At 62.7% G+C, this 24,847-nt stretch carries 22 protein-coding genes; 10 read left to right on the top strand and 12 right to left on the bottom strand.

Annotation, left to right across the window (positions count from 1 at the left end):
- Positions 1 to 88 precede the first annotated feature (88 nt).
- The 5 genes from ACMGT0_RS29020 to ACMGT0_RS29000 all read left to right on the top strand — a co-directional run bounded on the left by ACMGT0_RS29020 (position 89) and on the right by ACMGT0_RS29000 (position 7,959).
- On the top strand, positions 89 to 382 hold the full coding sequence (locus ACMGT0_RS29020) for a hypothetical protein (RefSeq protein WP_054057051.1): 294 nt from the start codon (positions 89 to 91) through the stop codon (positions 380 to 382).
- Between the two features lie 335 nt (positions 383 to 717).
- Positions 718 to 2,523 carry a phenylacyl-CoA dehydrogenase gene (locus tag ACMGT0_RS29015; protein ID WP_054057050.1) on the top strand — a complete coding sequence of 602 codons (1,806 nt, stop codon included), beginning with the start codon at positions 718 to 720 and terminating at the stop codon, positions 2,521 to 2,523.
- A gap of 245 nt (positions 2,524 to 2,768) precedes the next feature.
- Complete coding sequence (locus ACMGT0_RS29010; RefSeq protein ID WP_054057049.1) at positions 2,769 to 4,064, top strand: GGDEF domain-containing protein; 1,296 nt, start codon at positions 2,769 to 2,771, stop codon at positions 4,062 to 4,064.
- A gap of 90 nt (positions 4,065 to 4,154) precedes the next feature.
- Positions 4,155 to 5,951, top strand: coding sequence for an acyl-CoA dehydrogenase C-terminal domain-containing protein (locus tag ACMGT0_RS29005; RefSeq protein ID WP_416770760.1), 1,797 nt, complete (start codon positions 4,155 to 4,157; stop codon positions 5,949 to 5,951).
- A 229-nt stretch (positions 5,952 to 6,180) separates the two neighbouring features.
- The gene (locus ACMGT0_RS29000; protein ID WP_054057047.1) at positions 6,181 to 7,959 is read left to right on the top strand and encodes an acyl-CoA dehydrogenase C-terminal domain-containing protein; all 1,779 of its coding nucleotides are present in this window, start codon (positions 6,181 to 6,183) and stop codon (positions 7,957 to 7,959) included.
- Between the two features lie 227 nt (positions 7,960 to 8,186).
- Here the strand turns inward: ACMGT0_RS29000 and ACMGT0_RS28995 are convergent, their stop codons facing one another.
- Positions 8,187 to 9,116, bottom strand: coding sequence for a LysR substrate-binding domain-containing protein (locus ACMGT0_RS28995; protein WP_054057046.1), 930 nt, complete (start codon positions 9,114 to 9,116; stop codon positions 8,187 to 8,189).
- Positions 9,117 to 9,218: 102 nt separating this feature from the next.
- Between ACMGT0_RS28995 and ACMGT0_RS28990 the strand changes: the two genes are divergently transcribed.
- The 4 genes from ACMGT0_RS28990 to ACMGT0_RS28975 all read left to right on the top strand — a co-directional run bounded on the left by ACMGT0_RS28990 (position 9,219) and on the right by ACMGT0_RS28975 (position 12,086).
- Positions 9,219 to 9,917: an MOSC domain-containing protein gene (locus tag ACMGT0_RS28990; protein WP_054057045.1), complete on the top strand. Its 699-nt coding sequence runs from the start codon at positions 9,219 to 9,221 to the stop codon at positions 9,915 to 9,917.
- The gene (locus ACMGT0_RS28985) at positions 9,914 to 11,197 is read left to right on the top strand and encodes an aspartate aminotransferase family protein (protein WP_416770757.1); all 1,284 of its coding nucleotides are present in this window, start codon (positions 9,914 to 9,916) and stop codon (positions 11,195 to 11,197) included. Before ACMGT0_RS28990 ends, ACMGT0_RS28985 begins: the two co-directional genes overlap by 4 nt.
- A 219-nt stretch (positions 11,198 to 11,416) precedes the next feature.
- Entirely contained in the window at positions 11,417 to 11,782 is a 366-nt protein-coding gene (locus ACMGT0_RS28980; protein ID WP_416770755.1) for a type II toxin-antitoxin system RelE/ParE family toxin, read from the top strand.
- Positions 11,766 to 12,086: a helix-turn-helix domain-containing protein gene (locus ACMGT0_RS28975; RefSeq protein WP_054057042.1), complete on the top strand. Its 321-nt coding sequence runs from the start codon at positions 11,766 to 11,768 to the stop codon at positions 12,084 to 12,086. The genes ACMGT0_RS28980 and ACMGT0_RS28975 overlap by 17 nt, the downstream gene beginning before the upstream one ends.
- Before the next feature lie 29 nt (positions 12,087 to 12,115).
- On the opposite strand, the gene pqqE is transcribed toward ACMGT0_RS28975, so the two are convergent.
- The 10 genes from pqqE to ACMGT0_RS28925 form a co-directional block, all read right to left on the bottom strand.
- Complete coding sequence (gene pqqE, locus ACMGT0_RS28970; protein ID WP_192842658.1) at positions 12,116 to 13,261, bottom strand: pyrroloquinoline quinone biosynthesis protein PqqE; 1,146 nt, start codon at positions 13,259 to 13,261, stop codon at positions 12,116 to 12,118.
- Positions 13,254 to 13,529, bottom strand: a complete 276-nt coding sequence (gene pqqD / locus ACMGT0_RS28965) for a pyrroloquinoline quinone biosynthesis peptide chaperone PqqD (protein ID WP_054064648.1) — start codon at positions 13,527 to 13,529, stop codon at positions 13,254 to 13,256. The genes pqqE and pqqD overlap by 8 nt, the downstream gene beginning before the upstream one ends.
- On the bottom strand, positions 13,526 to 14,278 hold the full coding sequence (gene pqqC, locus ACMGT0_RS28960) for a pyrroloquinoline-quinone synthase PqqC (RefSeq protein WP_416770752.1): 753 nt from the start codon (positions 14,276 to 14,278) through the stop codon (positions 13,526 to 13,528). Before pqqC ends, pqqD begins: the two co-directional genes overlap by 4 nt.
- 12 nt (positions 14,279 to 14,290) lie before the next feature.
- On the bottom strand, positions 14,291 to 15,202 hold the full coding sequence (gene pqqB / locus ACMGT0_RS28955; RefSeq protein WP_416770750.1) for a pyrroloquinoline quinone biosynthesis protein PqqB: 912 nt from the start codon (positions 15,200 to 15,202) through the stop codon (positions 14,291 to 14,293).
- 75 nt (positions 15,203 to 15,277) lie between these two features.
- Complete coding sequence (pqqA, locus tag ACMGT0_RS28950; RefSeq protein WP_054057055.1) at positions 15,278 to 15,352, bottom strand: pyrroloquinoline quinone precursor peptide PqqA; 75 nt, start codon at positions 15,350 to 15,352, stop codon at positions 15,278 to 15,280.
- Positions 15,353 to 15,483: 131 nt separating this feature from the next.
- Entirely contained in the window at positions 15,484 to 17,970 is a 2,487-nt protein-coding gene (pqqF, locus tag ACMGT0_RS28945) for a pyrroloquinoline quinone biosynthesis protein PqqF (RefSeq protein WP_416770749.1), read from the bottom strand.
- Between the two features lie 48 nt (positions 17,971 to 18,018).
- On the bottom strand, positions 18,019 to 18,813 hold the full coding sequence (locus ACMGT0_RS28940) for a carbon-nitrogen hydrolase family protein (protein WP_416770747.1): 795 nt from the start codon (positions 18,811 to 18,813) through the stop codon (positions 18,019 to 18,021).
- 14 nt (positions 18,814 to 18,827) lie between these two features.
- On the bottom strand, positions 18,828 to 20,510 hold the full coding sequence (locus tag ACMGT0_RS28935; RefSeq protein ID WP_054057035.1) for a flavin monoamine oxidase family protein: 1,683 nt from the start codon (positions 20,508 to 20,510) through the stop codon (positions 18,828 to 18,830).
- Positions 20,511 to 20,794: 284 nt separating this feature from the next.
- Complete coding sequence (locus ACMGT0_RS28930) at positions 20,795 to 21,253, bottom strand: Lrp/AsnC family transcriptional regulator (RefSeq protein ID WP_017906284.1); 459 nt, start codon at positions 21,251 to 21,253, stop codon at positions 20,795 to 20,797.
- Positions 21,254 to 21,284: 31 nt separating this feature from the next.
- On the bottom strand, positions 21,285 to 22,436 hold the full coding sequence (locus tag ACMGT0_RS28925; RefSeq protein ID WP_416770744.1) for a Fic family protein: 1,152 nt from the start codon (positions 22,434 to 22,436) through the stop codon (positions 21,285 to 21,287).
- A 617-nt stretch (positions 22,437 to 23,053) separates the two neighbouring features.
- On the opposite strand from ACMGT0_RS28925, the gene ACMGT0_RS28920 reads away from it, so the two are divergent.
- Positions 23,054 to 24,079, top strand: coding sequence for a beta family protein (locus ACMGT0_RS28920; RefSeq protein WP_416770742.1), 1,026 nt, complete (start codon positions 23,054 to 23,056; stop codon positions 24,077 to 24,079).
- Here ACMGT0_RS28920 and ACMGT0_RS28915 read toward each other — a convergent pair.
- A complete protein-coding gene (locus ACMGT0_RS28915) occupies positions 24,063 to 24,629 on the bottom strand; it encodes a sce7726 family protein (protein WP_057385928.1) in 567 nt (188 codons plus the stop codon). The genes ACMGT0_RS28920 and ACMGT0_RS28915 overlap by 17 nt on opposite strands.
- Positions 24,630 to 24,847: the final 218 nt, after the last annotated feature.

The following is a 24,847-nucleotide window of genomic DNA, read 5'->3' as shown; positions in this document are numbered from 1 at the left end:
ATTGTGCCATTAGTGTTTTTGACGGGCGTTTTTGCCCGGGTTCTGCTTCAATGCAGCCTGTAATGGTTTCGTACAGTCGAGTTCGCCCATGGAAATCTCAGGTAGCACCGCTTTTTATGCCGGTCTGAGCACTATTCAGTCCGGGCAGAACCGTGTCGACCAGGCCGCCGGCCAGATCGCCAACACCACTGTCGAGCGTTCGCTGAAGAGCCAGTCCTCCGACTCCCAGGTCGAACGGCTGCTGTCGCTGGACCGTAGCCAGCAGGACCTGTCGAACAGTCTGGTCGACCTGTCCCAGGGCAAGCTCCAGGTCGAACTGGGGACCAAGGTCGAGAAGGCCGCGGACAAGGCTCTCGGCACGCTGATCGACACCTACGCCTGATCGCTCCGGCGTAATCCCCCATCCGGGCGCGACAGCGCCCGTTTTGCCATGCGCATACCCCTTGTCGTGCCTCGATACCCGGCGTCAGTGGCGCTTGGCGTTCGATGCGTCCGCTCGCCAGACCATCCTCTCGACTATTCTTTCCTTGTTGCCAGCCGCTGCCTGCGGCGCTGCCGGCGATTTCCCGCGCCTATTGTCGGCCTGTATGACCAATGGCTCATGAACGACGCTTGACAAGGCTTTGGCGCAAACGTATGTTTCAAACAACTGTTTGACCGGCGTGGCAAATCGACGCGGTCGCTTATTCCAGGTTTCATCAGCAGAGGTTTATCGCTATGCCTGACTACAAGGCCCCCTTGCGTGATATTCGCTTCGTTCGTGACGAACTGCTTGGCTACGAAGCGCACTATCAGAGCCTGCCGGCTTGCCAGGACGCTACTCCGGATATGGTCAACGCCATCCTCGAGGAAGGCGCCAAGTTCTGCGAACAGGTCCTGGCTCCGCTGAACCGTGTTGGTGATACCGAAGGCTGCACCTGGAGCGAATCGGGCGTGAAGACCCCGAGCGGCTTCAAGGAAGCCTACAAGCAGTTCGTCGAAGGTGGCTGGCCGAGCCTGGCTCACGACGTCGAGCACGGCGGCCAGGGTCTGCCGGAGTCTCTGGGCCTGGCGATCAGCGAGATGGTCGGTGAGGCGAACTGGTCGTGGGGCATGTACCCGGGCCTGTCCCATGGTGCGATGAACACCATTTCCGAACACGGTACCCCTGAACAGCAGGAGGCCTACCTGACCAAGCTGGTGTCCGGCGAGTGGACCGGCACCATGTGCCTGACCGAACCGCACTGCGGCACCGACCTGGGCATGCTGCGCACCAAGGCCGAACCTCAGGCCGACGGTTCCTACAAGGTCAGCGGGACCAAGATCTTCATCTCGGCCGGTGAGCACGACATGGCCGACAACATCGTCCATATCGTCCTGGCCCGCCTGCCGGACGCACCGGCCGGCACCAAGGGCATTTCGCTGTTCATCGTGCCCAAGTTCCTGCCCAACGCCGACGGTTCGGTCGGCCAGCGCAACGCCGTGTCCTGCGGTTCCATCGAACACAAGATGGGCATCCACGGCAATGCCACCTGCGTGATGAACTTCGACGGCGCCACCGGCTTCCTGATCGGCCCGCCGAACAAGGGCCTGAACTGCATGTTCACCTTCATGAACACCGCTCGCCTGGGGACCGCGCTGCAAGGCCTGGCCCACGCCGAAATCGGTTTCCAGGGTGGCCTGAAGTACGCACGCGAACGCCTGCAGATGCGCTCCCTGACCGGTCCGAAAGCGCCGGACAAGGCCGCTGACCCGATCATCGTGCACCCTGACGTGCGTCGCATGCTGCTGACCATGAAGGCCTTCGCCGAGGGTAACCGGGCGATGGTGTACTTCACCGCCAAGCAGGTGGATATCGTCAAGTACAGCCAGGACGAGGAAGAGAAGAAGAAGGCCGACGCGCTGCTGGCGTTCATGACGCCGATCGCCAAGGCGTTCATGACCGAGGTCGGTTTCGAAGCCGCCAACCATGGCCTGCAGATCTACGGTGGCCACGGCTTCATCGCCGAGTGGGGCATGGAGCAGAACGTTCGCGACAGCCGTATCTCGATGCTGTACGAAGGCACCACCGGCATCCAGGCCCTCGACCTGCTGGGTCGCAAGGTGCTGATGACCCAGGGCGAGGCCCTCAAGGGTTTCACCAAGATCGTCCACAAGTTCTGCCAGGCCAACGAAGGCAACGAGGCGGTCAGCGAGTTCGTTGCGCCACTGGCCGCGTTGAACAAGGAGTGGGGCGAGCTGACCATGAAAGTGGGCATGGCCGCGATGAAGGACCGCGAGGAAGTCGGTGCCGCTTCGGTGGATTACCTGATGTACTCCGGCTACGCCTGCCTGGCCTACTTCTGGGCCGACATGGCCCGCCTGGCCGCCGAGAAACTGGCCGCGGGTACCAGCGACGAGGCGTTCTACACCGCCAAGCTGCAGACCGCGCGCTTCTACTTCCAGCGCATTCTGCCGCGCACCCGTACCCACGTGGCCACCATGCTGTCGGGCGCCAACAACCTGATGGACATGCAGGAAGAGCACTTCAGCCTGGGCTACTGAGCCCTGCCGGAGTGACCTCGAAAAGCCGCTTCTCCTTCGGGGGAAGCGGCTTTTTTGTGGGCGCTTTTCGGCATTGCCGATTTATTGGCGTCAATAGCGAAAATTCCTGACTAAAACGCTAAGAAGAAGCCGAGACCTGCCGTTAAAGAGAGAGGATTCGTGATCTCTGTCACATTCTTTGTGCTTTACTCGCGCAAATAAAGGCACAATGCCATCTATTGAATCTGCCGGTCGGAGCTTTACCCTTGCCGCGTTCTCCTGCTGTACATGCCAGTCATTTTCTACCCTCCGTCATGTTGTTGCTTGCGGGGCTCGCGGCGGCCTACGTCAAGGATCTCAACGTCTTCTTCACTTCGCTGTTCAACGTTCTGCCGACCCTGGTGCTGTTGCTCGGCGGTTCCTATTGCGCGGTCTATCGGCGCCAGCGCGAACTGTTCCTGATGATCACGGTGTACATCGCCTACTTCCTGCTTTCCACCCAGGCCGATTACTACCGCGACCATGGCAGGGTCCGACAGGATGCCGCGGTGGTTTTCCACCTGGTCTGCCTGCTGTTGCCACTGCTGTTCGGCGTGTTCGCCGCCTGGCAGGAGCGCACGCACCTGTTCCAGGACATGATCGCGCGGTTTGCCGTGCTGCTGGCGGTGGGCAGCGTGGCCCTGGGCCTGGAGCAGAGTTACCCGGAAGCCCTGCTCGGCTGGCTGGCGGAAATCCGCTGGCCCGCATTGCATGGGGCGTGGATGAGCCTGATCCAGTTGTCCTACCCGGTGTTCCTCGCGGCGTTCCTGCTGCTGACCGTGCAGTACTGGCGCAACCCGCGGCCGCTGCATGCGGCCCAACTGATCGGCCTGCTGGGCCTGTTCTGGATGCTGCCGATGACCTTCATCCTGCCGTTCACCCTGAACATCATGTGCAGCCAGGTGATGCTGATGATCGCCGCGGCGGTGGCCCACGAGGCCTATCAGATGGCGTTCCGCGATGAACTGACCGGGCTGCCCGGCCGTCGCGCGCTCAACGAGCGGATGCAGCGCCTGGGGCGCAACTATGTGCTGGCGATGACCGACGTCGACCACTTCAAGAAATTCAACGACACCCATGGCCACGACGTCGGTGACCAGGTCTTGCGGCTGGTCGCGAGCAAGCTGGCGAAGGTCAGCGGCGGCGGCCGGGCCTACCGCTACGGTGGCGAGGAATTCGCGGTGGTGTTCGCCGGCAAGAGCCTTGAAGAATGCCTGCCGCACCTGGAGGTGATCCGTGAGGTGATCGCCAACTACAGCATTCAACTGCGCAACCCGGACAGCCGCCCGCAGGACGACCAGCAAGGCCGCCAGCGCCGTTCGGGCGGTGGTGCGTCGAGTGTGTCGGTGACGATCAGTATCGGCGTCGCCGAGCGCCAGCTGGATCAGCGCACCCCGGACGAAGTGCTCAAGTCCGCCGACCAGGCGCTCTATGCCGCCAAGGGGGCCGGGCGCAACTGCGTCATGGCCGCCGGGCAGACCGCCAAGCGCGGCGCGGTGCGGACCAAGGAAGCCGTGGGCTGAGTGATGGTGGAGCATTCAGCGGCTGGACTGTGATTGCCCGGGGGCGGGCGCCGACAGTAGGTTGAATCATCTGCTGCCGGAGAAACGACCATGCCTGACTACAAAGCCCCGCTACGCGACATGCGCTTTCTGCTCGACCATGTTTTCGATTTCCACGCCCATTACGAACGCCTCGGCGCCAGCGATGCCAGCCCGGACATGGTCGGGGCGATCCTGGAGGAAGGCGCGAAATTCTGTGAACAGGTGCTGGCACCGCTGAACCGCTCCGGCGATGAAGAGGGCTGCCATTTCGACAATGGCGTGGTGACCACGCCCAAGGGTTTCAAGCAGGCCTTTGCCCAGTACGTCGAGGCCGGCTGGCATGGCCTGGCGGCCGATCGGCAGTATGGCGGGCAGGGCCTGCCGCAGTCGCTGGGGCTGGTGATCAGCGAAATGATCGGTTCCAGCAACACTTCCTGGGGCATGTACCCGGGGCTGACCCACGGCGCCATGTCGGCGATCCATGCCCACGGTACCGAGCAACAGAAACAGACCTACCTGAGCAGGCTGACCGCCGGCGAATGGACCGGCACCATGTGCCTGACCGAAGCCCACTGCGGCACCGACCTGGGGCTGATCAAGACCCGCGCCGTGCCCCAGGCCGATGGCAGCTATGCGGTGTCCGGGAGCAAGATCTTCATTTCCGCCGGCGAGCACGACATGAGCCGCAACATCGTGCACCTGGTACTGGCCAAGTTGCCGGACGCGCCGGCCGGTACCAAGGGTATCTCGCTGTTCATCGTGCCCAAGTTCCTGCCCGATGCGACCGGCGAGGCGGGCGAGCGCAACGGGGTGAGCTGCGGCTCCATCGAGCACAAGATGGGCATCAAGGCCTCGGCCACCTGCGTGCTGAACTTCGATGCTGCCAAGGGCTTTCTGATCGGTGAGGCGAACAAGGGCCTCAACTGCATGTTCACCATGATGAACCATGCCCGCCTCGGTACCGGCATGCAGGGCCTGTGCCTGGGCGAAACCAGCTTCCAGGGCGCGGTCCGCTACGCCAGCGAGCGTTTGCAGATGCGTTCGCTGACCGGCCCCAAGGCGCCGGACAAGGCCGCCGACCCGATCATCGTGCACCCGGACGTACGGCGCATGCTGCTGACCATGAAGGCGTTCAACGAAGGCAACCGGGCACTGACCTATTTCACCGCACAGTGGCTGGATATCGCCCATCGCGCCGCCCAGCCCGAGCAGCGCCAGGAGGCCGAGGACCTGCTGGCATTCCTGACCCCGATCTGCAAGGCGTTCATGACCGAGACCGGGCTGGAGGTGACCAACCACGGCATGCAGGTGTTCGGCGGTCACGGCTTTATCCGTGAGTGGGGCATGGAACAACTGGTGCGCGATTGCCGCATCGCGCCGATCTACGAAGGCACCAATGGCATCCAGGCCCTGGACCTGCTGGGGCGCAAGGTGCTCGGCAGCCAGGGCAAGCTGCTGCGCGGCTTTACCCGGATCGTGCACAAGTTCTGCGAGGCCAATGCCGGGCACGGGCAGCTTGGCGCTCATGTGACGCGGCTCGATCAGTTGAACCGGGAGTGGGGCGAGCTGACGCTGCTGGTCGGCAAGGCGGCCATGCAGAATCCGGATGAGGTCGGCGCGGCGGCGGTGGATTACCTGATGTACAGCGGTTACATCGTCCTGGCCTACCTGTGGCTGCGCATGGCGCTGGTGGCCCAGGCGCAGTTGGAAGAGGGCAGTGGCGACGCGGATTATTGCCGGGGCAAGCTGGCGACGTGCGAGTTCTACTTCAAGCGGTTGCTGCCGCGCACCGCCGCTCATCGGGCGGCGGTGGAAGCGGGGAGCGAGAGCCTGATGCGGTTGCCGGCGGATCTGTTTGCCCTGTAGTCGATGGATGAGGCTTGAAGGACCTTCGCGGGCAAGTCGGGTCGCCGCACCGCCTTGCCCGCGAAGAGGCCAGGACATTCACCCAACAGGCCTGCATAGCGTTGTGACTAAAAATAACAAAAACGTCACGTGATGACCCTATGTGTCTGAAAAGTTGTTAAGGTACACTCAAGCCTTCGGAAATCGGCCCCGCGCGGGCCCTATCGTTCTAGATCTTGCGAGGTTTGCCATGGCTGACTACAAAGCGCCCCTGCGCGATATGCGCTTCGTCCTCAATGAAGTCTTCGAGGTCGGCAATCTCTGGGCCCAACTGCCTGCCCTGGCCGAGACCGTCGATGAGGAAACCGTCGAGGCGATTCTCGAGGAAGCCGGCAAGGTCACCGCCAAGAGCATCGCGCCCCTGAGCCGTGGCGGCGACGAGGAAGGCTGCCGCTGGGACAATGGCGTGGTCCGTACGCCCAGCGGTTTCCCACAGGCCTATCAGACCTACGCCGAAGGCGGCTGGGTCGGTGTCGGCGGTGATCCGCAGTTTGGCGGCATGGGCATGCCCAAGGCCGTTTCGGCGCAGGTCGAGGAAATGATCAACTCGTCCAGCCTCGCCTTCGGCCTATACCCGATGCTGACCTCCGGCGCCTGCGTGTCGATCAACACCCATGCCAGCGAAGAGCTCAAGGCCACCTACCTGCCGAACATGTACGCCGGTCTGTGGGCCGGTTCCATGTGCCTGACCGAACCCCACGCCGGCACCGACCTGGGGATCATCCGCACCAAGGCCGAGCCGCAGGCGGACGGCTCGTACAAGATCAGCGGGACCAAGATCTTCATCACCGGTGGCGAGCATGACCTGACCGAAAACATCATCCACCTGGTACTGGCCAAGCTGCCCGACGCGCCGGCCGGTCCGAAAGGCATCTCGCTGTTCCTGGTGCCGAAGTTCCTGGTCAATGCCGATGGCAGCCTGGGCGCGCGCAACCCGGCGACCTGCGGTTCGATCGAACACAAGATGGGGATCCAGGCTTCGGCGACCTGCGTGATGAACTTCGACGAGGCCACCGGTTACCTGGTGGGCGAGCCGAACAAGGGCCTGGCGGCGATGTTCACCATGATGAACTACGAGCGCCTGGGTGTCGGCATCCAGGGCCTGGCTTCCGGCGAGCGTTCCTACCAGAACGCGATCGAATACGCCCGCGACCGCCTGCAGAGCCGTTCGCCGACCGGGCCGAAGGCCAAGGACAAGGCGGCCGACCCGATCATCGTGCATCCGGACGTGCGCCGCATGCTGTTGACCATGAAGGCGGCGAACGAGGGCGGCCGTGCCTTCTCCACCTACGTGGCGATGCAACTGGACACTGCCAAGTTCAGCGAGGACGCGGCGGCCCGCAAGCGTGCCGATGAACTGGTGGCCTTGCTGACGCCGGTGGCCAAGGCATTCCTGACCGACCTGGGGCTGGAGGTCACGGTGCACGGCCAGCAGGTTTTCGGTGGTCATGGTTACGTGCGCGAGTGGGGCCAGGAGCAACTGGTGCGTGACGTGCGCATCACCCAGATCTACGAGGGCACCAACGGCATCCAGGCGCTGGACCTGGTAGGCCGCAAGATCGTCGGCAGCGGCGGTGCCTACTACCGCCTGTTCGCCGAGGAAGTGCGGCACTTCATCGATACCGCGAGCGCCAATCTGGCCGAGTTCACCAAGCCCCTGGCGGCGGCGCTGGACAACCTCGACGAGCTGACCGACTGGGTGCTCGACCGTTCCGGAACCAACCCGAACGAGATCGGTGCGGCATCGGTCGAATACCTGCACACCTTCGGCTATACCGCCTATGCCTACATGTGGGCCCTGATGGCCCGGGCCGCCTTGGGCAAGGACAGGGAAGATGCGTTCTACGCGAGCAAGCTGGGCACCGCGAGGTTCTATTTCGCCCGCCTGCTGCCGCGCATCCACTCGCTGACGGCGTCGGTGAAGGCGGGTAGCGAATCGCTGTTCCTGCTCGATGCCGAGCAGTTCTGAGGCGGGGTTGGCATGTAAGCCTTTGCTTACATAACGCGCTGCTGTTTGCCCATATCGCCATATTGGATCCAGCGGTAATCTACTTATGAAGGACGTCGAGCAGGAAGCTCAAAGCAAAACACGGACACGTAGGATTCCGCCAGGATGGTGGAGCGAAATGGATGTCAGGGAAACAGTCTGCAAAGCCCCGCTTCGGCGGGGTTTTCTTTTGTCCGCGAAAAAGTTTTTCAGCCCAGGCCTTCAAGCCCCGTCGCCCCGTGCAGGTGCTTGACCGGGCTGTTCATCACGTCCTCCAGCAGCACCCGCAGCAGCTCCAGCGAAGCCTGCTGGCGTTGCATGTCGCGACACACCAGGCCGACCCGCAGCGAGACCCGCGGTTCGGTCAGCGGTTTCCACAGCAGATCATGGTCATCGTGTTCGTCCCGTGAGCGACCCGGCAGTACGGTGGCCAGGCGGGTATGCGGCAGGCTGTCGAGAATCCCCGCCATGTTGTTCAATTCGGCCTGGACCTGCGGGCGTCGCCCCAGGTTGGCCAGTTGCGCCTGCCAGATCTGCCGGATCTGGAATTCTTCGCCGAGCAGCAGCATCGGCAGCTCCGCGGCCTGGCCGACCGAGACCTTCTTGAATTCACGCAGCGGGTGCTCGGCGGGGATCACCAGTTGCAGCTCGTCTTCGTACAGCGGCAGGCCGTGCAAGCCCGGCTGGCGGGGTGGCAGATAACTGATGCCGATATCCAGCGAGCCGTTGAGCAGGCGCCGTTCGATCTCCATGCCGGTCAATTCGTAGATCTGCACCACCAGGTGCGGATGGGCCTTGCGCACCCGTTCGAGCAACTGCGGCACCAGGCTGGTGTGCACGGTCTGCAGCACGCCGATGGCGAGGGTGCGCAACGCCTGCCCCTGGAAGTTGCGCAGGGCTTCGCGGGCCCGTTGCAGGCCATCGAGCAGCGGCAATGCATGGTTGTACAGGGTGTGGGCGGCCAGGGTCGGCAGCAGGCGCTTGCTGCTGCGTTCGAACAGGCTGACGTCGAGGTGGTGTTCCAGGTGGCGTATCTGTTGCGACAGGGCCGGCTGGGAGATCGACAGCCGTTCGGCGGCGCGGCCGACATGGCCTTCTTCATACACCGCGACGAAATAACGCAGTTGCTTGAAATCCATAAGCAGTACTTATCGAAAATGCTCGAAAAACGAAATGGCCGTGAACGCCTCGCAAGCCTAGTCTAACCGCAATTAAAAGGGCTTACAGGGCCAGAGCGTGCGATGAATACCGTTTGCGTCGATGGTGTTTACATAGGCAAGGCAAAAAATCTCGGACAGGGTCTGATCAGCGATACGGATAAACACCGGGTTGCCAGTCGGCTCTGGTTATGGCCACAGGGCCTGGGCAGCGACGAGCAGGGCGATCCGCGTTTCCACAGCGGACCGGAGCGGGCGCTGCATCATTACCCCGCCGAGCACTATGACTACTGGCGCAAACGGCATCCGCAACTCGACTGGTCGGCACCGGCCTTTGGCGAAAATCTCTCGACCCGTGGTCTGACCGAAGAGCAGGTCTGCCTGGGCGACCTGTTCCGCTGGGGCGGTGCGCTGCTGCAGGTCAGCCAGCCACGTTCGCCCTGCTATCGCCTGAGCCATCGCTGGGGCTTGTCCGAGCTGCCGCAGCAGGCCCAGGACACGGGGCGCTGCGGCTGGTTCTATCGGGTGCTCAAGCCCGGTTTCGTCAGCGCCGACCAGCCCTTCGAACTGCTGCAGCGCAGTTATCCCGGCCTCAGCGTGGCCTGGGCCCTGCACGCGTTCTACGCCGAACCGCTGGAGCATTCCGGCCTGAAGAAACTGGTGGACTGCCCGGCGCTGTCCTCGCGCTGGCGCGACATCGCCATTCGTCGCCTGCGCAGCGGCCGGGTCGAGGACTGGTCGGCCCGGCTGCTCGGGCTGCCGCTGGAAGGGCTGCGCGCATGAATCTGTTCAAGCTGCGCCGGCCGCAACCGAGCCTCGATGACCTGACCGCCGACTTCCAGCCCCGCGCCCGCCACGAGCACGCGGCCAGCGAGTACCTGATGCCCGCCGCCGAGCGCCCCAGCCCGGTGTTCGTCCGTGGTCAGGGCTCCTGGCTGTGGGACAGCGAGGAACGGGCCTATCTGGATTTCAGCCAGGGCGGTGGCAGCAACAGCCTCGGTCATAGCCCCGGTGTGCTGGCCCATGCCCTGGCGGACCAGGCCCATGGCCTGATCAATGTCGGCGCGGGTTTTCATAACCCGGTCCAATCGCACCTGGCGGACCGCCTGTGTCGTGCCACCGACAGTGACCAGGTGTATTTTCTCAACAGTGGTTCGGAAGCCTGCGAGGCGGCGATCAAATTGGCGCGCAAGTGGGGCCAGCTGCATCGTGGCGGCGCCTACCGGATCATCAGCGCAAGCAACGCCTGCCATGGGCGCAGTTTCGGTGCCATGTCGGCGTCCGGCCAGGATTGCTTCGGCAACCGCTTCGAGCCGCAATTGCCCGGCTTCAGCCAGGTGCCGTTCAACGATCTGGAGGCCTTGCATGCCGCGGTGGATGCCAAGACCGTGGCCATCATGCTCGAACCGATCCAGCGTGCGGCGGGCGTTACCCCGGCGACCCGGGAATACCTCCAGGGCGTCGAGCGGTTGTGCCGGGCGCTGGGCATCCTGCTGATCTTCGACGAGGTGCAGACCGGTATCGGCCGCTGCGGCAGCCTGCTGGCCGAGCAACGGTACGCGGTGCGTGCCGACATCATCGCCCTCGGCAAGGGCCTGGGTGGTGGCGCGCCGTTGTCGGCGCTGCTGGCGCGGGGCACGGCCTGCTGTTTCGAGCCCGGCGAAATCGGTGGCAGCCACCACGGTAACGCCTTGATGAGTGCGGCCGGCCTGGCGGTGCTCGATACGCTGCTCAAGCATGGCTTCCTCGACGAGGTGGCTGAGCGCGGGCACTACCTGCAACAGGGCCTGGATCGGCTGGCACGGCGTTATGAGCACGGCCAACTGCGCGGCGCCGGGCTGCTCTGGGGGCTGACCCTGAGCGACGCCTCGGCGGATGCGGTGGTCAAGGCCGCGTTGCAGGAAGGCCTGCTGCTCGATGCGCCGACCGCCGACAGTCTGCGCTTTACCCCGGCCCTGACCGTCAGCCAGAGCACCATCGACGAAATGCTGCTGCGCCTGGCCCGGGCCTTCTCCCGAGTCCGTACCGCCCAGGTGCAATGCCGCAGGGGAATCGCCGTCTGACTTGGCGCGTCGTTTTCTCCCAAATCTGATTCCGAACCGTCTTGCGGTATAACGCGTCGCCCTGTGCCTGACTCTTTTGGCACGGGGTGTTTTTTTGTGGGCGGTATTTCGGCTCGCATTGAGGTGCGGGGCGAGCGTTGCTGCCATCGGGCGGAAAGAACCTCAATGGATTTGAATTTATATACCACCTAGTGGTACGTTTTATGGGGAAGGATTTCCATGCGATACAGGGTTTTCAAGACCAGGGGATTCGCCGCCAGCGCCAGGAAGGCAAGGATCGACGACGCCGAACTGGTGTTGGCAATGGGGGCGGTGGTCAGGGGGCAGGCCGACAACCTGGGGGGTGGCGTGTGGAAAAAGCGCCTGAACGAAAACCGTTATCGTTCCATCGTCCTGGCCCGGGGCGGCTGTTACTGGATCTTCCAGTTCCTGTTCGCCAAGAGTGACCAGGGCAATATCAGCCAGCAGGAGCTCAAGGCCTTCAGGGCGCTGGCAAAGGCCTATGAAAACCTGAGCAGCCGGCAGATCGGGCAGTTGCTGGAGATGAGAGAGTTTGTGGAGATAGCTTATGAGCAAGCGGTATAAATCCGAGGCATTGGAATCGGTCCATGAATCGGCCAGCGCCCTGCATGCAATCGGTGCGATCGGCAAGGCGACCATGCGCGAGTTCGACGCCTCGTGCCTGGCGCCGGTACCGGACGAGATCGCCCCCGAGCAGATCAAGTCGCTGCGCGAGCGCAACCAGGTCAGCCAGCCGGTGTTCGCCCGTTACCTGAACACCAGCGTATCGACCGTCAAGCAATGGGAGGCTGGCGACAAGCAGCCCAGCGGCATGGCACTCAAGCTGCTGAGCATCGTGCAGAAGCACGGCTTGCAGATACTCGCCTGAATGACGTGACGTGGCACTCGGCGCTGGGCTCAGCCCTTGGCGATGAGGCGCGAGTTGCGCTCGTTGCGAAACACCAGTTGTTCGATGGCCGGCCCCTCCAGGCTGGCTTCTTCGCGGGCCTGCAGGATCACATCATGGTGGTGGGACTTGGCGCAGACCGGGTCGGCGTTGCTGGCGTCGCCGGTGAGCATGAAGGCCTGGCAACGGCAACCGCCGAAGTCCTTTTCCTTCTCGTCACAGGAACGGCACGGTTCGGGCATCCACTCGTAACCGCGAAAGCGGTTGAAACCGAACGAGTCGTACCAGATATGTTGCAGGCTGTGGTCGCGCACGTTGGGGAACTGTACTGGCAACTGCCGGGCGCCATGGCAGGGTAACGCGGTGCCATCCGGAGTGACGGTGAGGAACAGGCTGCCCCAGCCGTTCATGCAGGCTTTCGGGCGCTCCTCGTAGTAGTCCGGTGTAACGAAGATCAGCTTGCACGGGTTGCCCTCGGCCTGCAGCCGGGCGCGGTACTCATTGGTGATGCGTTCGGCGCGCTGCAGTTGCTCGCGGGTAGGCAGCAGGCCCTGGCGATTGAGCTGCGCCCAGCCATAGAACTGGCAGGTGGCGAGCTCGACGAAGTCCGCCTCCAGGGCCAGGCACAGCTCGATGATGCGGTCGATGCGGTCGATGTTGTGCCGATGGGTGACGAAGTTCAGCACCATCGGATAACCGTGGGCCTTCACCGCCCGGGCCATTTCCAGTTTCTGCGCGAAGGCCTTCTTCGAGCCGGCCAGCAGGTTGTTCACCTGTTCGTCGCTGGCCTGGAAGCTGATCTGGATATGGTCGAGGCCGGCCTGCCTGAAATCGCTGATCTTCTGTTCGGTCAGGCCGATGCCGGAGGTGATCAGGTTGGTGTAGAAGCCCAGCCGGCGAGCCTCGGCGATCAGTTCGACAAGGTCCTGGCGCACCAGCGGTTCACCGCCGGAAAAGCCCAACTGGGCGGCACCCATTTCCCGAGCCTCGCGCAGGACCTTGAACCATTGTTCGGTGCTCAGTTCCTGGCCCTGCCCGGCGAAGTCCAGCGGATTCGAGCAGTATGGGCACTGCAGCGGGCAGCGGTAGGTCAGCTCGGCCAGTAGCCACAGCGGCAGGCCGACCTGCGGCGTGGGTGGCAGGCCGGGGTCAGGCAAGTTCGATCCAGTGCTCTGCACGGGCGACCTCCATGAACTGCTCGATATCCTCGCCGAGCTCGGCTACGTCGGGGAACTGTTTCTGCAGCTCGGCGATGATCGCCGCGACATCGCGCTGGCCATCGATCAGGCCACCGATCAGTGCGGCACTCTCGTTGAGCTTGATCATCCCTTCCGGGTACAGCAGTACGTGGCCCTTCTGCGCCGGTTCGTACTGGAAGCGGTAGCCGGGGCGCCATTTCGGGGTCAGGCCGCGATCGAAACTCATAGGGGGATTCCTCGGTGCCAGACCCGCTGGTCGGTCACGCTGTGGTAGGGCGGGCGATTCAGTTCATAGGCCATGCTCATGGCATCGAGCATGCTCCAGAGAATATCCAGTTTGAACTGGAGAATCTCCAGCATACGCTGCTGGCCTTCGTACGTGGTGTAGTGCTGCAGGGTGATCTCCAGCCCGTGCTCGACATCGCGCCGGGCCTGGCCGAGGCGGGTACGGAAGTATTCGTAGCCGGCGGGATCGATCCAGGGGTAGTGCTGTGGCCAGCTGTCGAGCCGCGACTGGTGGATCTGCGGCGCGAACAGTTCGGTCAGCGAGCTGCTGGCGGCTTCCTGCCAACTGGCCCGGCGGGCGAAGTTGACGTAGGCGTCCACGGCGAACCGAACGCCGGGCAGCACCAGTTCCTGGGAGCGCAACTGATCGGGGTCCAGGCCGACCGCCTGGCCCAGGCGCAGCCAGGCTTCGATGCCGCCATCCTCGCCGGGTGCCCCGTCGTGGTCGAGCAGGCGCTGGATCCACTCGCGGCGGATTTCCCGGTCCGGGCAATTGGCGAGGATCGCCGCATCCTTGAGGGGAATGTTGACCTGGTAATAGAACCGGTTGGCGACCCAGCCCTGGATCTGTTCGCGGGTGGCGCGACCTTCATACATCGCCACGTGGTAGGGGTGATGGATGTGGTAGTAGGCGCCCTTGGCACGCAGTGCCTGCTCGAACTCGGCGCGGGACAGCGGGGTTTGGCTCATTCGGTGGTGCTCCTACAGCTCGATGCTCATGCCGTCGTATGCGACTTCGACATTGCGTCGCTGCAGTTCGGCACGTTGCGGCGAGTCTTCGTCGAGGATCGGGTTGGTGTTGTTGATATGGATCAGGACCTTGCGCTGTGCCGGTAGTTGCTCCAGCACCTCGAGCATGCCGCCGGGGCCGCTTTGCGCCAGGTGGCCCATTTCCCGGCCGGTGCGGGTACCGACGCCGCGACGCTGCATTTCATCGTCGTCCCACAGGGTGCCGTCCACCAGCAGGCAGTCGCTTTCGGCCATGATCCGCAGCAACGGCTCGTCGACCTTGCCCAGGCCCGGGGCATAGAACAGCTTGCCGCCGGTGCGCAGGTCCTCGACGATCAGACCGATGTTGTCGCCCGGATGCGGGTCGAAGCGGTGCGGCGAGTAGGGTGGGGCGGCGCTGCGCAGCGGCAGTGGGGTGAAGCGCAGGTTGGGGCAGGCGGCGATGGTGAAGCGGCCTTCGAGCTCGATGCGCTGCCAGTCGAGGCCACCATTCCAATGGGTGAGCATCTTGAACAGTGGGAAACCGGTGCTCAGGTCCTCCTTGACCATGTCGGTGCACCAGACCTGGTGCGGGCAACCCTCGCGCAGGCTGAGCAGGCCGGTGGTGTGGTCGATCTGGCTGTCCATCAGGATGATCGCGCTGATGCCGGTATCGCGCAGGGCCCGGCCTGGCTGCATGGGGGCGAAGCTCTGGAGCTGGGCGCGGATGTCCGGCGAGGCATTGCACAGGATCCAGTTCACGCCGTCGTCGGAAAGGGCGATGGAGGATTGGGTGCGTGCCGTGGCCCGCAGGCTGCCGACGCGGAACCCCGCGCAGTTGGCGCAGTTGCAGTTCCATTGGGGAAAGCCGCCGCCGGCGGCGGAGCCGAGAATCTGGACGTACATGAACCTGTCACTCACTCAGGGACTGAAAACGAAAACGCCCCGGCGAACCGAGGCGTTGCACTGCAGGTCGACCGATCAACGGTTGGCGAAGTACATGGTGACTTCGAAGCCGATGCGCAGGTCGGTGTAGGCGGGTTTGGTCCAGGCCATGAATGACTCCTTCGGTTGGGTGGATGGGTGTCTATACATATAGTCCACCTCCGGCGGGAGATGTTCAAATGCTTAGCAAGCTAATGTTACTGAATCTTACCGGCTAAGTAGACCGTTTTCTTGGAGAAAGCTCATTGCAGCCCGGGTAATGATCCCGTTGGGGGCTGCCAGGCCGACTCCGGTTCGGCGCCATTGGCCAGGCACAGCCAGCCTCCTGCTGCCTGGACGAGTTGTCTGGCGGCCGCTTGCAGGGGCGTGCGTTCCAGGCCGCGAATGGCGGCGGCCAGTTGTGCCAGGTAATCCGACGAGTGGTCGGCCAGATGCCCCTGCCAGAGCAGTTCGGCGGCCTGGGCCAAGGGCAGGTCCGCCAGGTTGAACTGTGCGGCCAGAGCCTCGCGCTGGGCATGCCAGGTGCTGTCGTCCAGGCTGGCGATCCGTTCGGGCAGGCTCGCCAGGAAGCTTTCGAAGTGCCCCAGCAACGCCGCGAGCGATGCGCCGGGAGATTGTACGCCGAGCAGCAGACCGCTGCGGCCATGGATCTGGCGGACGCTGCTGAACACCGCATAGCCCAGTTGCAACTCGACCCGCAGGCGCTGGTAGAAGGGGGCCTGGATCAGTTGGCCGAGTGCCCGCCAGCAGGCCTCATCGACGATGCTGGCGCTGGCGGCCGGGCAGAACAGCAGCAGGGCCTGCTCGCCGGTGTCGCAGGGCACGCTTTGCCAACGCCTCTGACCGGGTACCACGGGCAGGCGGGGCGGTTGTCGTGTCGGGCTGCCAGGCGTGCGGTTCAACGCGTTGTTGAGGGCCGGTTGTGTGGCGGCTGGAAAACCCAGGGCCAGGCCTTGCCATTTGGCCTCGGCCCAGAGCTTGCCCAGTTGCTCGGTATCCCAGGCCGCTGTGGGTTCATCGGCCGGCTGCGTCTGTTCGGACAACTGGCGGAGCAGTTCGCGAATGGGGATCAGTGGCTTGGGCTGTTCGGTGGGCGCTTGCCAGAATCCATCGGCCGGACTCGTCAGACAGCGCAGGGCCTGTTCGAGAATCGCCGGGATCGGTTCACGCCAGCCGATGAGCTGGAGTTGCCAGGCACCGGCCTGAACCGTGAAGGACAGTTCCACACCGGCCTGCCGCGCCTGGGCTCGCAGGTTGTGCAGGCTGTGGCTCAGTCGCGCATGCAGGACAGAGGTGCCGTGCGGGTTGTCCAGTTGCCAGCGCAGATAGACGGCGGCTTCACCGCTGTCATCCGCCGGCAGCTCGATATGAGTGATGGCGGATGAGTCGCGGCGTTTGTGCAGGCGGTCCTGGGCAAAAGTGCGCAGGCCGCGGTGGGCACTGGTCTGCCCACGGATCAGCCCAGGGTGCTCGGCAGGTGCGGTGGAGCGCAGGAACGGGTTGGCCGGTGGTAGCCGCCAGGACGCCGCCTGGTTATCCACAGGTGCGGCGTGGGGCCGGTGCAGCAGGGCCTTGAGGGCCGACAGGGCAGCCTCCGAGAGTTCTGCCGGGGTATCGGCGGCATCCCGGCGCGCTTGTTCCAGGGCGGTGCCGCTACGGATCCTGCGGTTCTGCAGCAGTCGGTATTCCCGGCGCAGCCCTGGCCAGTCGGCGTGGCTGGCGAAGAAGGCCAGCCAGCTCTCGAGCAGTGCCTGGATCGCGGCGCCTTGGCCGACGCCCTGGGGCGTCAGTGCGAATTCGAGTCGCACCAGCGCTTGTCCGGCGAACTGATAGAGTACGGTGGCGGTCAGCGAATTTATCCACAGGCGCTCGCGCAACGCGGCCGAGAATCCGCCGGGCTGGCTGTCGTTGAGCCAGGTGCAGAGGAAATCCACCGCCTGCCGGGCTCCATCGGGCAGATCGTCCCAGGCCAGCAGCAGGTCGAGCTGCTGAGCATCAGCCTGTTGATAACCTTGCCTGCCGTGAGCGAACAAGGCCGGTGGCGACTTCTGTTCGACCGCCTGGCCCGGACGCAGCTCGGCAGTCAGGGTCTGTGCCAGTGACTTCAACTCGTCCAGCGGCTGTGGGCCGACCAGGCTCAGGGTCATCTGCCCGGTCTGGTAGAAACCCTGGTAAAAATCCCGCAGCGCCTGTTGGAAGGCCGGCGCCTCGACTTGCAGGCTGGCGCGATTGCCGGCATGTACGCCGCGCAACGGGTGGTGTTCGGCCAACCCGGCGTAAAGCCGGAACTGCCGTTGCGCCACGACATCCCGCGACCAGGCGATGAATTCCGCCTCCAGCACCTCGCGTTCGCGCAATTGTTCGTCGGGGTCCAGACGGGCCCGGCCGAGCATGTCGCACAGGCGTTCGAGGCCGCCGGCAAAGGCCTGGGGTGGCAGTTCGAAGAAGAATTCGGTACTGCGTTCGGCGGTACGGGCATTCACCTGGCCACCGTGGCGTTGGACGTAGGCCATCAGCCCGTCGGCGGTGGCAAAGCGCTCGGTTCCGAGAAACAGCAGGTGTTCCAGGAAGTGTGCCAGCCCTGGCCAGGCCGCGGGCGCATCATGACTGCCTGCCGCTACCCGCAAGGCCGCCGCGCAACGCTTCAGTTGTGGCGCATGGCGCAGCGAGACCCGCAGGCCGTTGGCCAGGGTCAGGTATTCGGGGGCGTGGGCGATGGGCGCAGACATGGGCACTTCCGTTTCAGAGAAGTGCCCATGCTAGCGGATAACGTCGGGTCAGTCCCGGCTGAGCTGGCCGTAGAGCGCGGGGCGCCGGTCCAGCAGATAGCGGTTGCTGGCCCGGGATTGCTGCATCGCGGCCCGATCCAGCGTGCCGATGATCAGTGCCTCGTCCAGGCCGGCATGGGCGATACGGCTACCGTCCGGCGCGGCGATGCTGCTCTGGCCGCAGTACTGGATATCCTCCTCGTGGCCGCAATAGTTGGCGTAGGCCACGTAGCACTGGTTTTCGAAGGCGCGGGCGCGGATGGTCACGTCGGCGACGAAGTCGAACGGCACCATGTTGGCGGTGGGCACCAGGATCAATTCGGCGCCGGCCAGGGCCAGGCGCCGGGTGTTTTCCGGGAATTCCACGTCGTAGCAGATCAGCAGGCCGAGTTTCCAGCCATTGAGTTCGACCACCGGGAACTCGTCCGGCCCGGCACTGAACATCGCGTGATCAAGGTCGCCGAACAGGTGGGTCTTGCGATAGTTGCACAGGCTGTTGCCCCGGGCATCGATCAACTGCACGGCGTTGTAGAGGTTGCCGTCCTCGGCACGTTCCGGATAACCGTAGGCGATCGCCAGGTTCGCCGCCCGGGCCAGCGCGGCGATGTGTTGCGCCGCCGCGCCGTCGCGCGCTTGCGCCAGTGCCGCGACCGCCTCGGCGCCGATGTTGTAGCCGGTCAGGAACATCTCCGGCAACACCAGGACATCGGCGCCATGGGCTTCGGTCACCAGTTGCTGCAGTCGCTGCAGGTTGCCCGCCACGTCCAGTGGCAGGGGCGGGCATTGGTAAAGCGCTACGCGCATGGGGGCGACTCCGTTCAGTCGGCCAGGGCGATCGGACCGATCTCGGCGAACACATCGCCCGGGCCCGGGTTCTCGGCATGGGTGCGGCCACCGAAGTGGTTCATGATGCCCCATACCGCGTTGAGCGAGGTCTGTACCGCACCCTCGACCCAGGCCGGTGTCCACGACACGTCGTCACCGGCGATGAAGATGCCGCGTTGTTCGGCGGGCATGTCGGCCTGCATGAAGTGCGCGTACATCCGCTGGTTGTAGCGGTAATGGCCGGGCAGCGCACCCTTGAAGGCGCCGAGGAAATGCGGGTCGGCCTCCCAGGACACGGTGATCGGGTCGCCGATGATGCGTGCGGCGATGTCCACTTTCGGGTAGATCTTCTTCAGGGCGTCCAGGGCCAGCTTGACCCGCTTGTCGATGGGCTGCGGCAGCATCTTCAGCGCGTCGCTCATCCACGAGTAGGACAGGCAGATCACCCCCGGCTTGTCGTCGCCGTTATCGAACAGGTAGGTGCCGCGGGTCAGGCGGTCGGTGAGGGTCATGCTCATCAGGTCGCGGCCGGTTTCCGGGTCCTTGTCCTTCCAGAACGGCCGGTCGACCATGACGAAGGTCTTCGACGACTGCATGTAGCGCGTGCGGTCCAAGGCCATCCACATCTTCTGCGAGAACAGCGATTCCTCACACTCGATCTGGGTGGTCAGCAGCCAGCTCTGGCAGGTGGTGAGCACGGCGGCGTAATGGCGGGTGTCGCCCCAGTTGTCGGTCACCGCGAAGCGGCCATCGGCGGCGCGGGCAATGCGTTTCACCCCGGTGCGCGGCGCGCCGTGGTGCAGGGAACTCAAGCTGGTGCCGGCCGGCCAGTGCGCGCAGCGCTCCGGGACATGGCGCCAGATGCCCAGCGGCACCTGCTCGACGCCGCCGACCACCAAGTGCTGGTGGTCATCGCAGTTGGTCATGACCACGCGGAAGATTTCCAGCATCGAGTTGGGGAAGTCCGAGTCCCAGCCGCCGGTGCCGAAACCGACCTGGCCGAACACCTCGCGGTGGTGGAAAGACAGCTTGGCGAAGGCTTTCGAGGTGGCGACGAAGTCATAGAAAGTGCGGTCGTCCCACAGGGGCACCAGGGTGTTCCACAGCTCCTTCAGGCGTGGCACATCGCGGTCGCGGATGGCCTGCTGGATATCGCCGAAGCGCGCACCGTCCTCCAGGGCATCGGCCCAGGCGTCGGCGACTTCCTGGAACAGCGCCGGCAGGTCGGCGAGTTTTTCCGCGTAGTGGGTCTGCCCTTCGAGGTCGATCACCGTGCTGCCGGAGGCCGGGGTCAGCGGGTTGGGGAAGGGTTTGGTTTCCAGGCCGAGCTTGTCGACATAGTGATAGAACGCGGTGGACGACACCGGGAAACGCATGCCGCCCAACTCGGCGATGATGCCCTTGGCGCCTTCGAACTCCTGGGAGCGCAGGCGGCCGCCCATCTTCGAGGCTTCGTACACCACCGGCTTGAGGCCGAGCTTCATCAGTTCATAGGCGGCCACCAGGCCGGCGATACCGGCACCGACGATGGCCACTTCGGCGCCATGGTTCTCCACCGGAATCGTGCCCAGCCCGGCCGGATGCTCGATCCAGTCATCGAAGGCGAAAGGAAAGTCCGGGCCGAAAATGGTGACCGGTTTTTTACCGTCGGCTGGGTGGCGATTCTTCTTGTTCATGGCGGACCTTGCTGGCGACTCCTGCCGGAAACGTTACCCGGTAGAAGTGTAGTTAGGAAAAGACTGGCGCCATTGTAGGGAGCGGGGAGTACGTAAATAAGACGCAGAGTGTCGTCGTTTTGTTGATCGGTGATGCTTTATGACGAAGGTGGTGGGCATTTTGCAGCAATGCATTGATCTTTTCGCGGGCAAGCCCGCTTCTACGGGTTTGGCGGCGTACTCAAGGCTTTGGTCCTTTGTGGGAAGGGGCTTGCCCGCGAAAGCGCTCTTGTGGAAACGCCTGGTCAGACCGGCTGTCCCCGATCCACCTTGCTGCTGAGGATGATCGAAGTCGTGGTTTTCTCCACTCCCTCGACGCTGCCGATCTGGTCGAGCAACTGGTCCAGTTGCTCTGGCGAATCACTGCGCAGCCAGGCCACGTAGTCGAACTCCCCACTCACCGCGCAGAGTTGCTGGATCTGCGCCATGGCACTGAGCCTGCGCACCACATCCTTGCCGGAACGCGGCTGTACCGTGATCCCGACATAGGCCTGCAGCCCGCCATCCACTACCCGCTGACCGAGACGCACACCATAACCGGTGATCACCTTGGCCTTCTCCAGGCGCGCCAGCCTCGAGGTCACGGTTGTGCGGGCGATGCCCAATTGCCGGGCGAGCATGGCCACGCTTTCGCGCGCGTTGATCTGCAAGGCGGCGATCAGTTGGCGGTCGATTTCGTCGAGGGGGATGCGGCTGTCAGGCAAGGTGCTACTCCGTCGGAGAGGTGTGCTCACATTATTGATTCACTTGATCCACCCAGTGCAGGCCGGGGATCTGATAGCGGGTACTGCGGCCACCGCCCGGAAGGCGGATCAGGCAGCCTTTTTCCAGCAAGTCGGCCAGATGGCGAGTCGCCGTGGCCTTACTGACCTTGGCGACCGCCTGATATTGCGCAGCGCTGATTCCGTGCACGAACCCGTTCTCGCCGCCATCGAGCAAGCGATTCAGCACCTTCAACTGTTCGGTCGAGAGCTGATACTGACGATGCTGTTGCCAATACCTGGCCTTGATCAGTACCCGATCGATCCGCTGCTGGGCATGTTCCAGGCTACGCAGCAAGGTTTGTAGAAACCACTGCAACCAGGCGGTGATATCCAGCAAGCCTTTCTGGCTGCTTTCAAGTATCTGGTAATAACCCTTGCGATCTTCGAGGATGCTGGCGGACATCGCATAAAAACGGATAGCTTGCTGCTCAGCCTGCGCCAGGGCCAGGTCGGTGAGGCTACGGGTCAAGCGACCGTTGCCATCATTGAACGGATGCAGTGTTACGAACCAGAAGTGGGCAATGGCGGCACGCAGGAGTGGGTGCAGTGTGTTATCCGTTTGGCTGGTATTGAACCAGTGGATAAAGGTCGCCAACTCCTGATCGAGTCCGCTACGGGGGGGCGCCTCGAAGTGCACGACTGGCCGATCAAGGCGTCCGGAGACAACCTGCATGGGCTCCTCCCCCCGCAACTTGCCAGCACTGATACGCGCTGCCAGAGGGCCTTCGTCAACAGGAAAAAGCAAGGTATGCCAATGCAGCAGGCGCTCCAGGCTCAATGGCTGTGTATGATGCTGGGTCGCATCCAGAAGCAACTCGGCCAGGCCTTCGCTGCGCGGGCTGACCTGATGATCAGCAGCCAACCCCAGGCGCCTCGCCAGCGAGGAGCGCACCGAGCCGACATTCAATTGCTCACCTTCGATGGCCGAGGAGGTGATGATGTTTTGCTGCAGGGCATCCAGTTCGTTCTGTGCGTTGCTGTCTGCGTCGATAGCGCGAGCCATGCCGAGCAGGCGTCCTTGGGCCTCACTGCATCTCAGCAGGCAGGGAGCCAGAGTGTCGGCCTGCCAGGTGAAGTTGGGCCAGTCTGGCTGCTGCCAGATCCAGTAGGGAAGGTCGGTCATTGGCGCCTCGGCAAACGCGTGAGCCGAATAAGAGGGCTATTCGGCTCATTTCGTGAGCCGATTGTGCGAGTTATTCGGCTCAGCGTCCAGTTCTGCAAGAGGGCCTGTCTCTACTGAACTACCAGCACAGACGGACTGGTCATGGCCGTTTCGAGATGGGGATATTAGCCGACAACATAAAGGCCAGAAACGCAAAAGCCGCGCAACGCGCGGCTTTGAAGGTGGTGGGCCCACACGGACTCGAACCGTGGACCAAAGGATTATGAGTTCGCCAATGACACCGTTGCGCTAGGTTTCATTGGGTTACACGAGGAAACGGTACAGGACGCGAAAGTACAGGGTAATCAGTACGTTAGCGAACGGTAGGTTACAGATGAGGACCTTCGTACTGTACCGCTAGTGTACCTGGCCGAGTAGCTTGTTTTGTACCGTCGATCCGGCGTCCCTGCCGGCGCTGGTGTCCAGGCCCCGGGCAAAAAGCCGCCCGGGGCCTGGCTCGGCATCCATGCCTCACCAGCTCTTCCACCGTTCCCCCTTCACTGTATTAGACAGAAGTGGTATTGCGAACTGAGTGGTGGCAGAGTGCTATAGTCTAATTTTTGAGCCAAGGAGGGGCCATGGCTAAGTTTCCGCAGCATCCGCGTTACGTTCCCATCATCAAGTGGCAGTCGTGGGAGCAGCGTGCTCTCGAAAAGGTCGAAGCAGCACACGTACACCGCATGCAGCCATGCATTGAGGTGCGTACTTCCAAGCAGCATCTGAACCTTCTTGGAAAGCTCCAGGCCGTATGGCCTCATGACGTCTTGGTAGATTATGCAAATCCTAGCGGGCAATTGACCCATGTCCGCCAGAATGAGCTTTTAGATTTCATGCAGCATGCGGTTCAGCAAAAAATTCCAGCCTCGCCGGTCTTAGGACCTGCGTACGTTGCGAGCATGGGCGCCAAATTTATGAAATTGGCTACCTCCCTTCCTTCAGTAGTCATCCGGCTGCGTTTGGATGCCCTTGCCGTTCCCAACGATAAGCTGCAATTGGTGCAAGGGGCTTACACCTATCTGAAGTCTGCAGGGATTGACTCGGCATTGATTGTCGACCTAGGGGTCAGTCCGAAGGAGTGGTTGCCAGTCCAGATCGCCAGTTTCAGTCAAGATCTGCGGTCGCTTAGCGCCATTGGTTATAAGTCGGTGCATGTCGTTTCGGGCGCATACCCTGCTAGTTTGGCATCTGTCAAAACCGGTTCGGCTACATTCAAGCGTTCGGATTGGGCGTTTTGGAGCGACGTAAACGCTAGTGTGCCGGACTTGAAAGTCGGGTTTGGCGACTATGGAACCCTTTCTCCAGGCTGGACGGAGGACATCCTTGAGCTTCGTAGCAATCGTATCGCGATCCGCTACACCCGAGGCAGCGATTGGTTGATCCTACGAGCGGATGGAAAAACCACCAATGACTCCATTGCGATTTCCGAAATCTTGGTGAGCACCTATCCACAGGATTTCAAAGGTGCAGGATATTCATTCGGGGACGAGATCTTGGCTGAGCGAGCTGATCCCAATTTTCCAGTGAAGAAGAAGCGCTGTGGGCACTATCACATCACCGAAGGGTGGAGTCACCACATCGCATACGTGCTCAAGGAGCAGTACTGATAGCGCTTCTGGCTCGCTCTATCAGCCTTAGACGGACTTTCGCTTTGAGGTCCTCCAAAGGAAGCATCTCAGCGACCTTGGCTTGAATAACGTAGAGGCTCTTGCTCTTGAAGCCGCGGGTGACGCCAAGCTCTTCGAGTATCTGCAGGGCCTCTTCACGTTTCAGTAGGGTGACCAACACATCGGGTTCATGTCTTTTGTTAGGTTTGGCCTTTCGTACCTGCTTGAAGGTTTTGCCGGCCTCGTCTGGCACAACCATAACGCCCCACCAAGGAGGCAGCATTGGCATTGCTTTCTTGAGGTGGCATTCCGCAGTGACAAGCGTTACCTGGTCGAATGCGCGAGCATAGCGTGAGCCCTGGCCAACAAGGCGTGTTAGAGAGTCCGCTGCACTTTTGATCTCATAGCAGTGCATGTCTAAAACCTGCACCAGATCCGCACGGATCTCTCCGCCATTCAGCTCAACCTCCTCTAGGAAGTGAGACGAAACGTTGGGCATACCAGCTGCTAGGTGATGTGTTAAGGCAATTTTGATATCAGTTTCGCGCATGGAGAAATCTCAGGTAGGCGCCAATGATGCCGCAAATGGAGCTTTTTTGCGTGACTTTCCGACCTGACGGATAAGCTTAGCTGGTAGAGAACGCTATGCAAATATGCTAATATACTTGCATGAACCAGCCAAAGCCTTTGTCCCAAATTGTTGCCGAAATATTGGAGCATTTTGCTGCAAGGGGAATGGTCACTAGCTCAGCCATCGCAAGGGATACA

It is taken from the genome of Pseudomonas sp. RHF3.3-3 (assembly GCF_048069595.1).
Classification (GTDB): Bacteria; Pseudomonadota; Gammaproteobacteria; order Pseudomonadales; family Pseudomonadaceae; genus Aquipseudomonas; species Aquipseudomonas fuscovaginae_B.
This window is presented reverse-complemented; position numbering and strand designations above follow the sequence as displayed.

What these genes read in the sequence shown, in the direction of transcription:
- ACMGT0_RS28920 (WP_416770742.1), top strand. Translation starts at nt 23,054, where the DNA reads ATGGCTAAGTTTCCGCAGCATCCGCGTTACGTTCCCATCATCAAGTGG.
- ACMGT0_RS28990 (WP_054057045.1), top strand. Translation starts at nt 9,219, where the DNA reads ATGAATACCGTTTGCGTCGATGGTGTTTACATAGGCAAGGCAAAAAAT.
- ACMGT0_RS28985 (WP_416770757.1), top strand. Translation starts at nt 9,914, where the DNA reads ATGAATCTGTTCAAGCTGCGCCGGCCGCAACCGAGCCTCGATGACCTG.
- pqqD (WP_054064648.1), bottom strand. Translation starts at nt 13,529, where the DNA reads ATGAGTTTCGATCGCGGCCTGACCCCGAAATGGCGCCCCGGCTACCGC.
- ACMGT0_RS28980 (WP_416770755.1), top strand. Translation starts at nt 11,417, where the DNA reads ATGCGATACAGGGTTTTCAAGACCAGGGGATTCGCCGCCAGCGCCAGG.
- ACMGT0_RS29005 (WP_416770760.1), top strand. Translation starts at nt 4,155, where the DNA reads ATGCCTGACTACAAAGCCCCGCTACGCGACATGCGCTTTCTGCTCGAC.
- ACMGT0_RS28995 (WP_054057046.1), bottom strand. Translation starts at nt 9,116, where the DNA reads ATGGATTTCAAGCAACTGCGTTATTTCGTCGCGGTGTATGAAGAAGGC.
- pqqC (WP_416770752.1), bottom strand. Translation starts at nt 14,278, where the DNA reads ATGAGCCAAACCCCGCTGTCCCGCGCCGAGTTCGAGCAGGCACTGCGT.
- ACMGT0_RS28940 (WP_416770747.1), bottom strand. Translation starts at nt 18,813, where the DNA reads ATGCGCGTAGCGCTTTACCAATGCCCGCCCCTGCCACTGGACGTGGCG.
- pqqF (WP_416770749.1), bottom strand. Translation starts at nt 17,970, where the DNA reads ATGTCTGCGCCCATCGCCCACGCCCCCGAATACCTGACCCTGGCCAAC.
- ACMGT0_RS29000 (WP_054057047.1), top strand. Translation starts at nt 6,181, where the DNA reads ATGGCTGACTACAAAGCGCCCCTGCGCGATATGCGCTTCGTCCTCAAT.
- ACMGT0_RS29020 (WP_054057051.1), top strand. Translation starts at nt 89, where the DNA reads ATGGAAATCTCAGGTAGCACCGCTTTTTATGCCGGTCTGAGCACTATT.
- ACMGT0_RS28915 (WP_057385928.1), bottom strand. Translation starts at nt 24,629, where the DNA reads ATGCGCGAAACTGATATCAAAATTGCCTTAACACATCACCTAGCAGCT.
- ACMGT0_RS28975 (WP_054057042.1), top strand. Translation starts at nt 11,766, where the DNA reads ATGAGCAAGCGGTATAAATCCGAGGCATTGGAATCGGTCCATGAATCG.
- ACMGT0_RS29015 (WP_054057050.1), top strand. Translation starts at nt 718, where the DNA reads ATGCCTGACTACAAGGCCCCCTTGCGTGATATTCGCTTCGTTCGTGAC.
- pqqB (WP_416770750.1), bottom strand. Translation starts at nt 15,202, where the DNA reads ATGTACGTCCAGATTCTCGGCTCCGCCGCCGGCGGCGGCTTTCCCCAA.
- ACMGT0_RS28925 (WP_416770744.1), bottom strand. Translation starts at nt 22,436, where the DNA reads ATGACCGACCTTCCCTACTGGATCTGGCAGCAGCCAGACTGGCCCAAC.
- ACMGT0_RS28935 (WP_054057035.1), bottom strand. Translation starts at nt 20,510, where the DNA reads ATGAACAAGAAGAATCGCCACCCAGCCGACGGTAAAAAACCGGTCACC.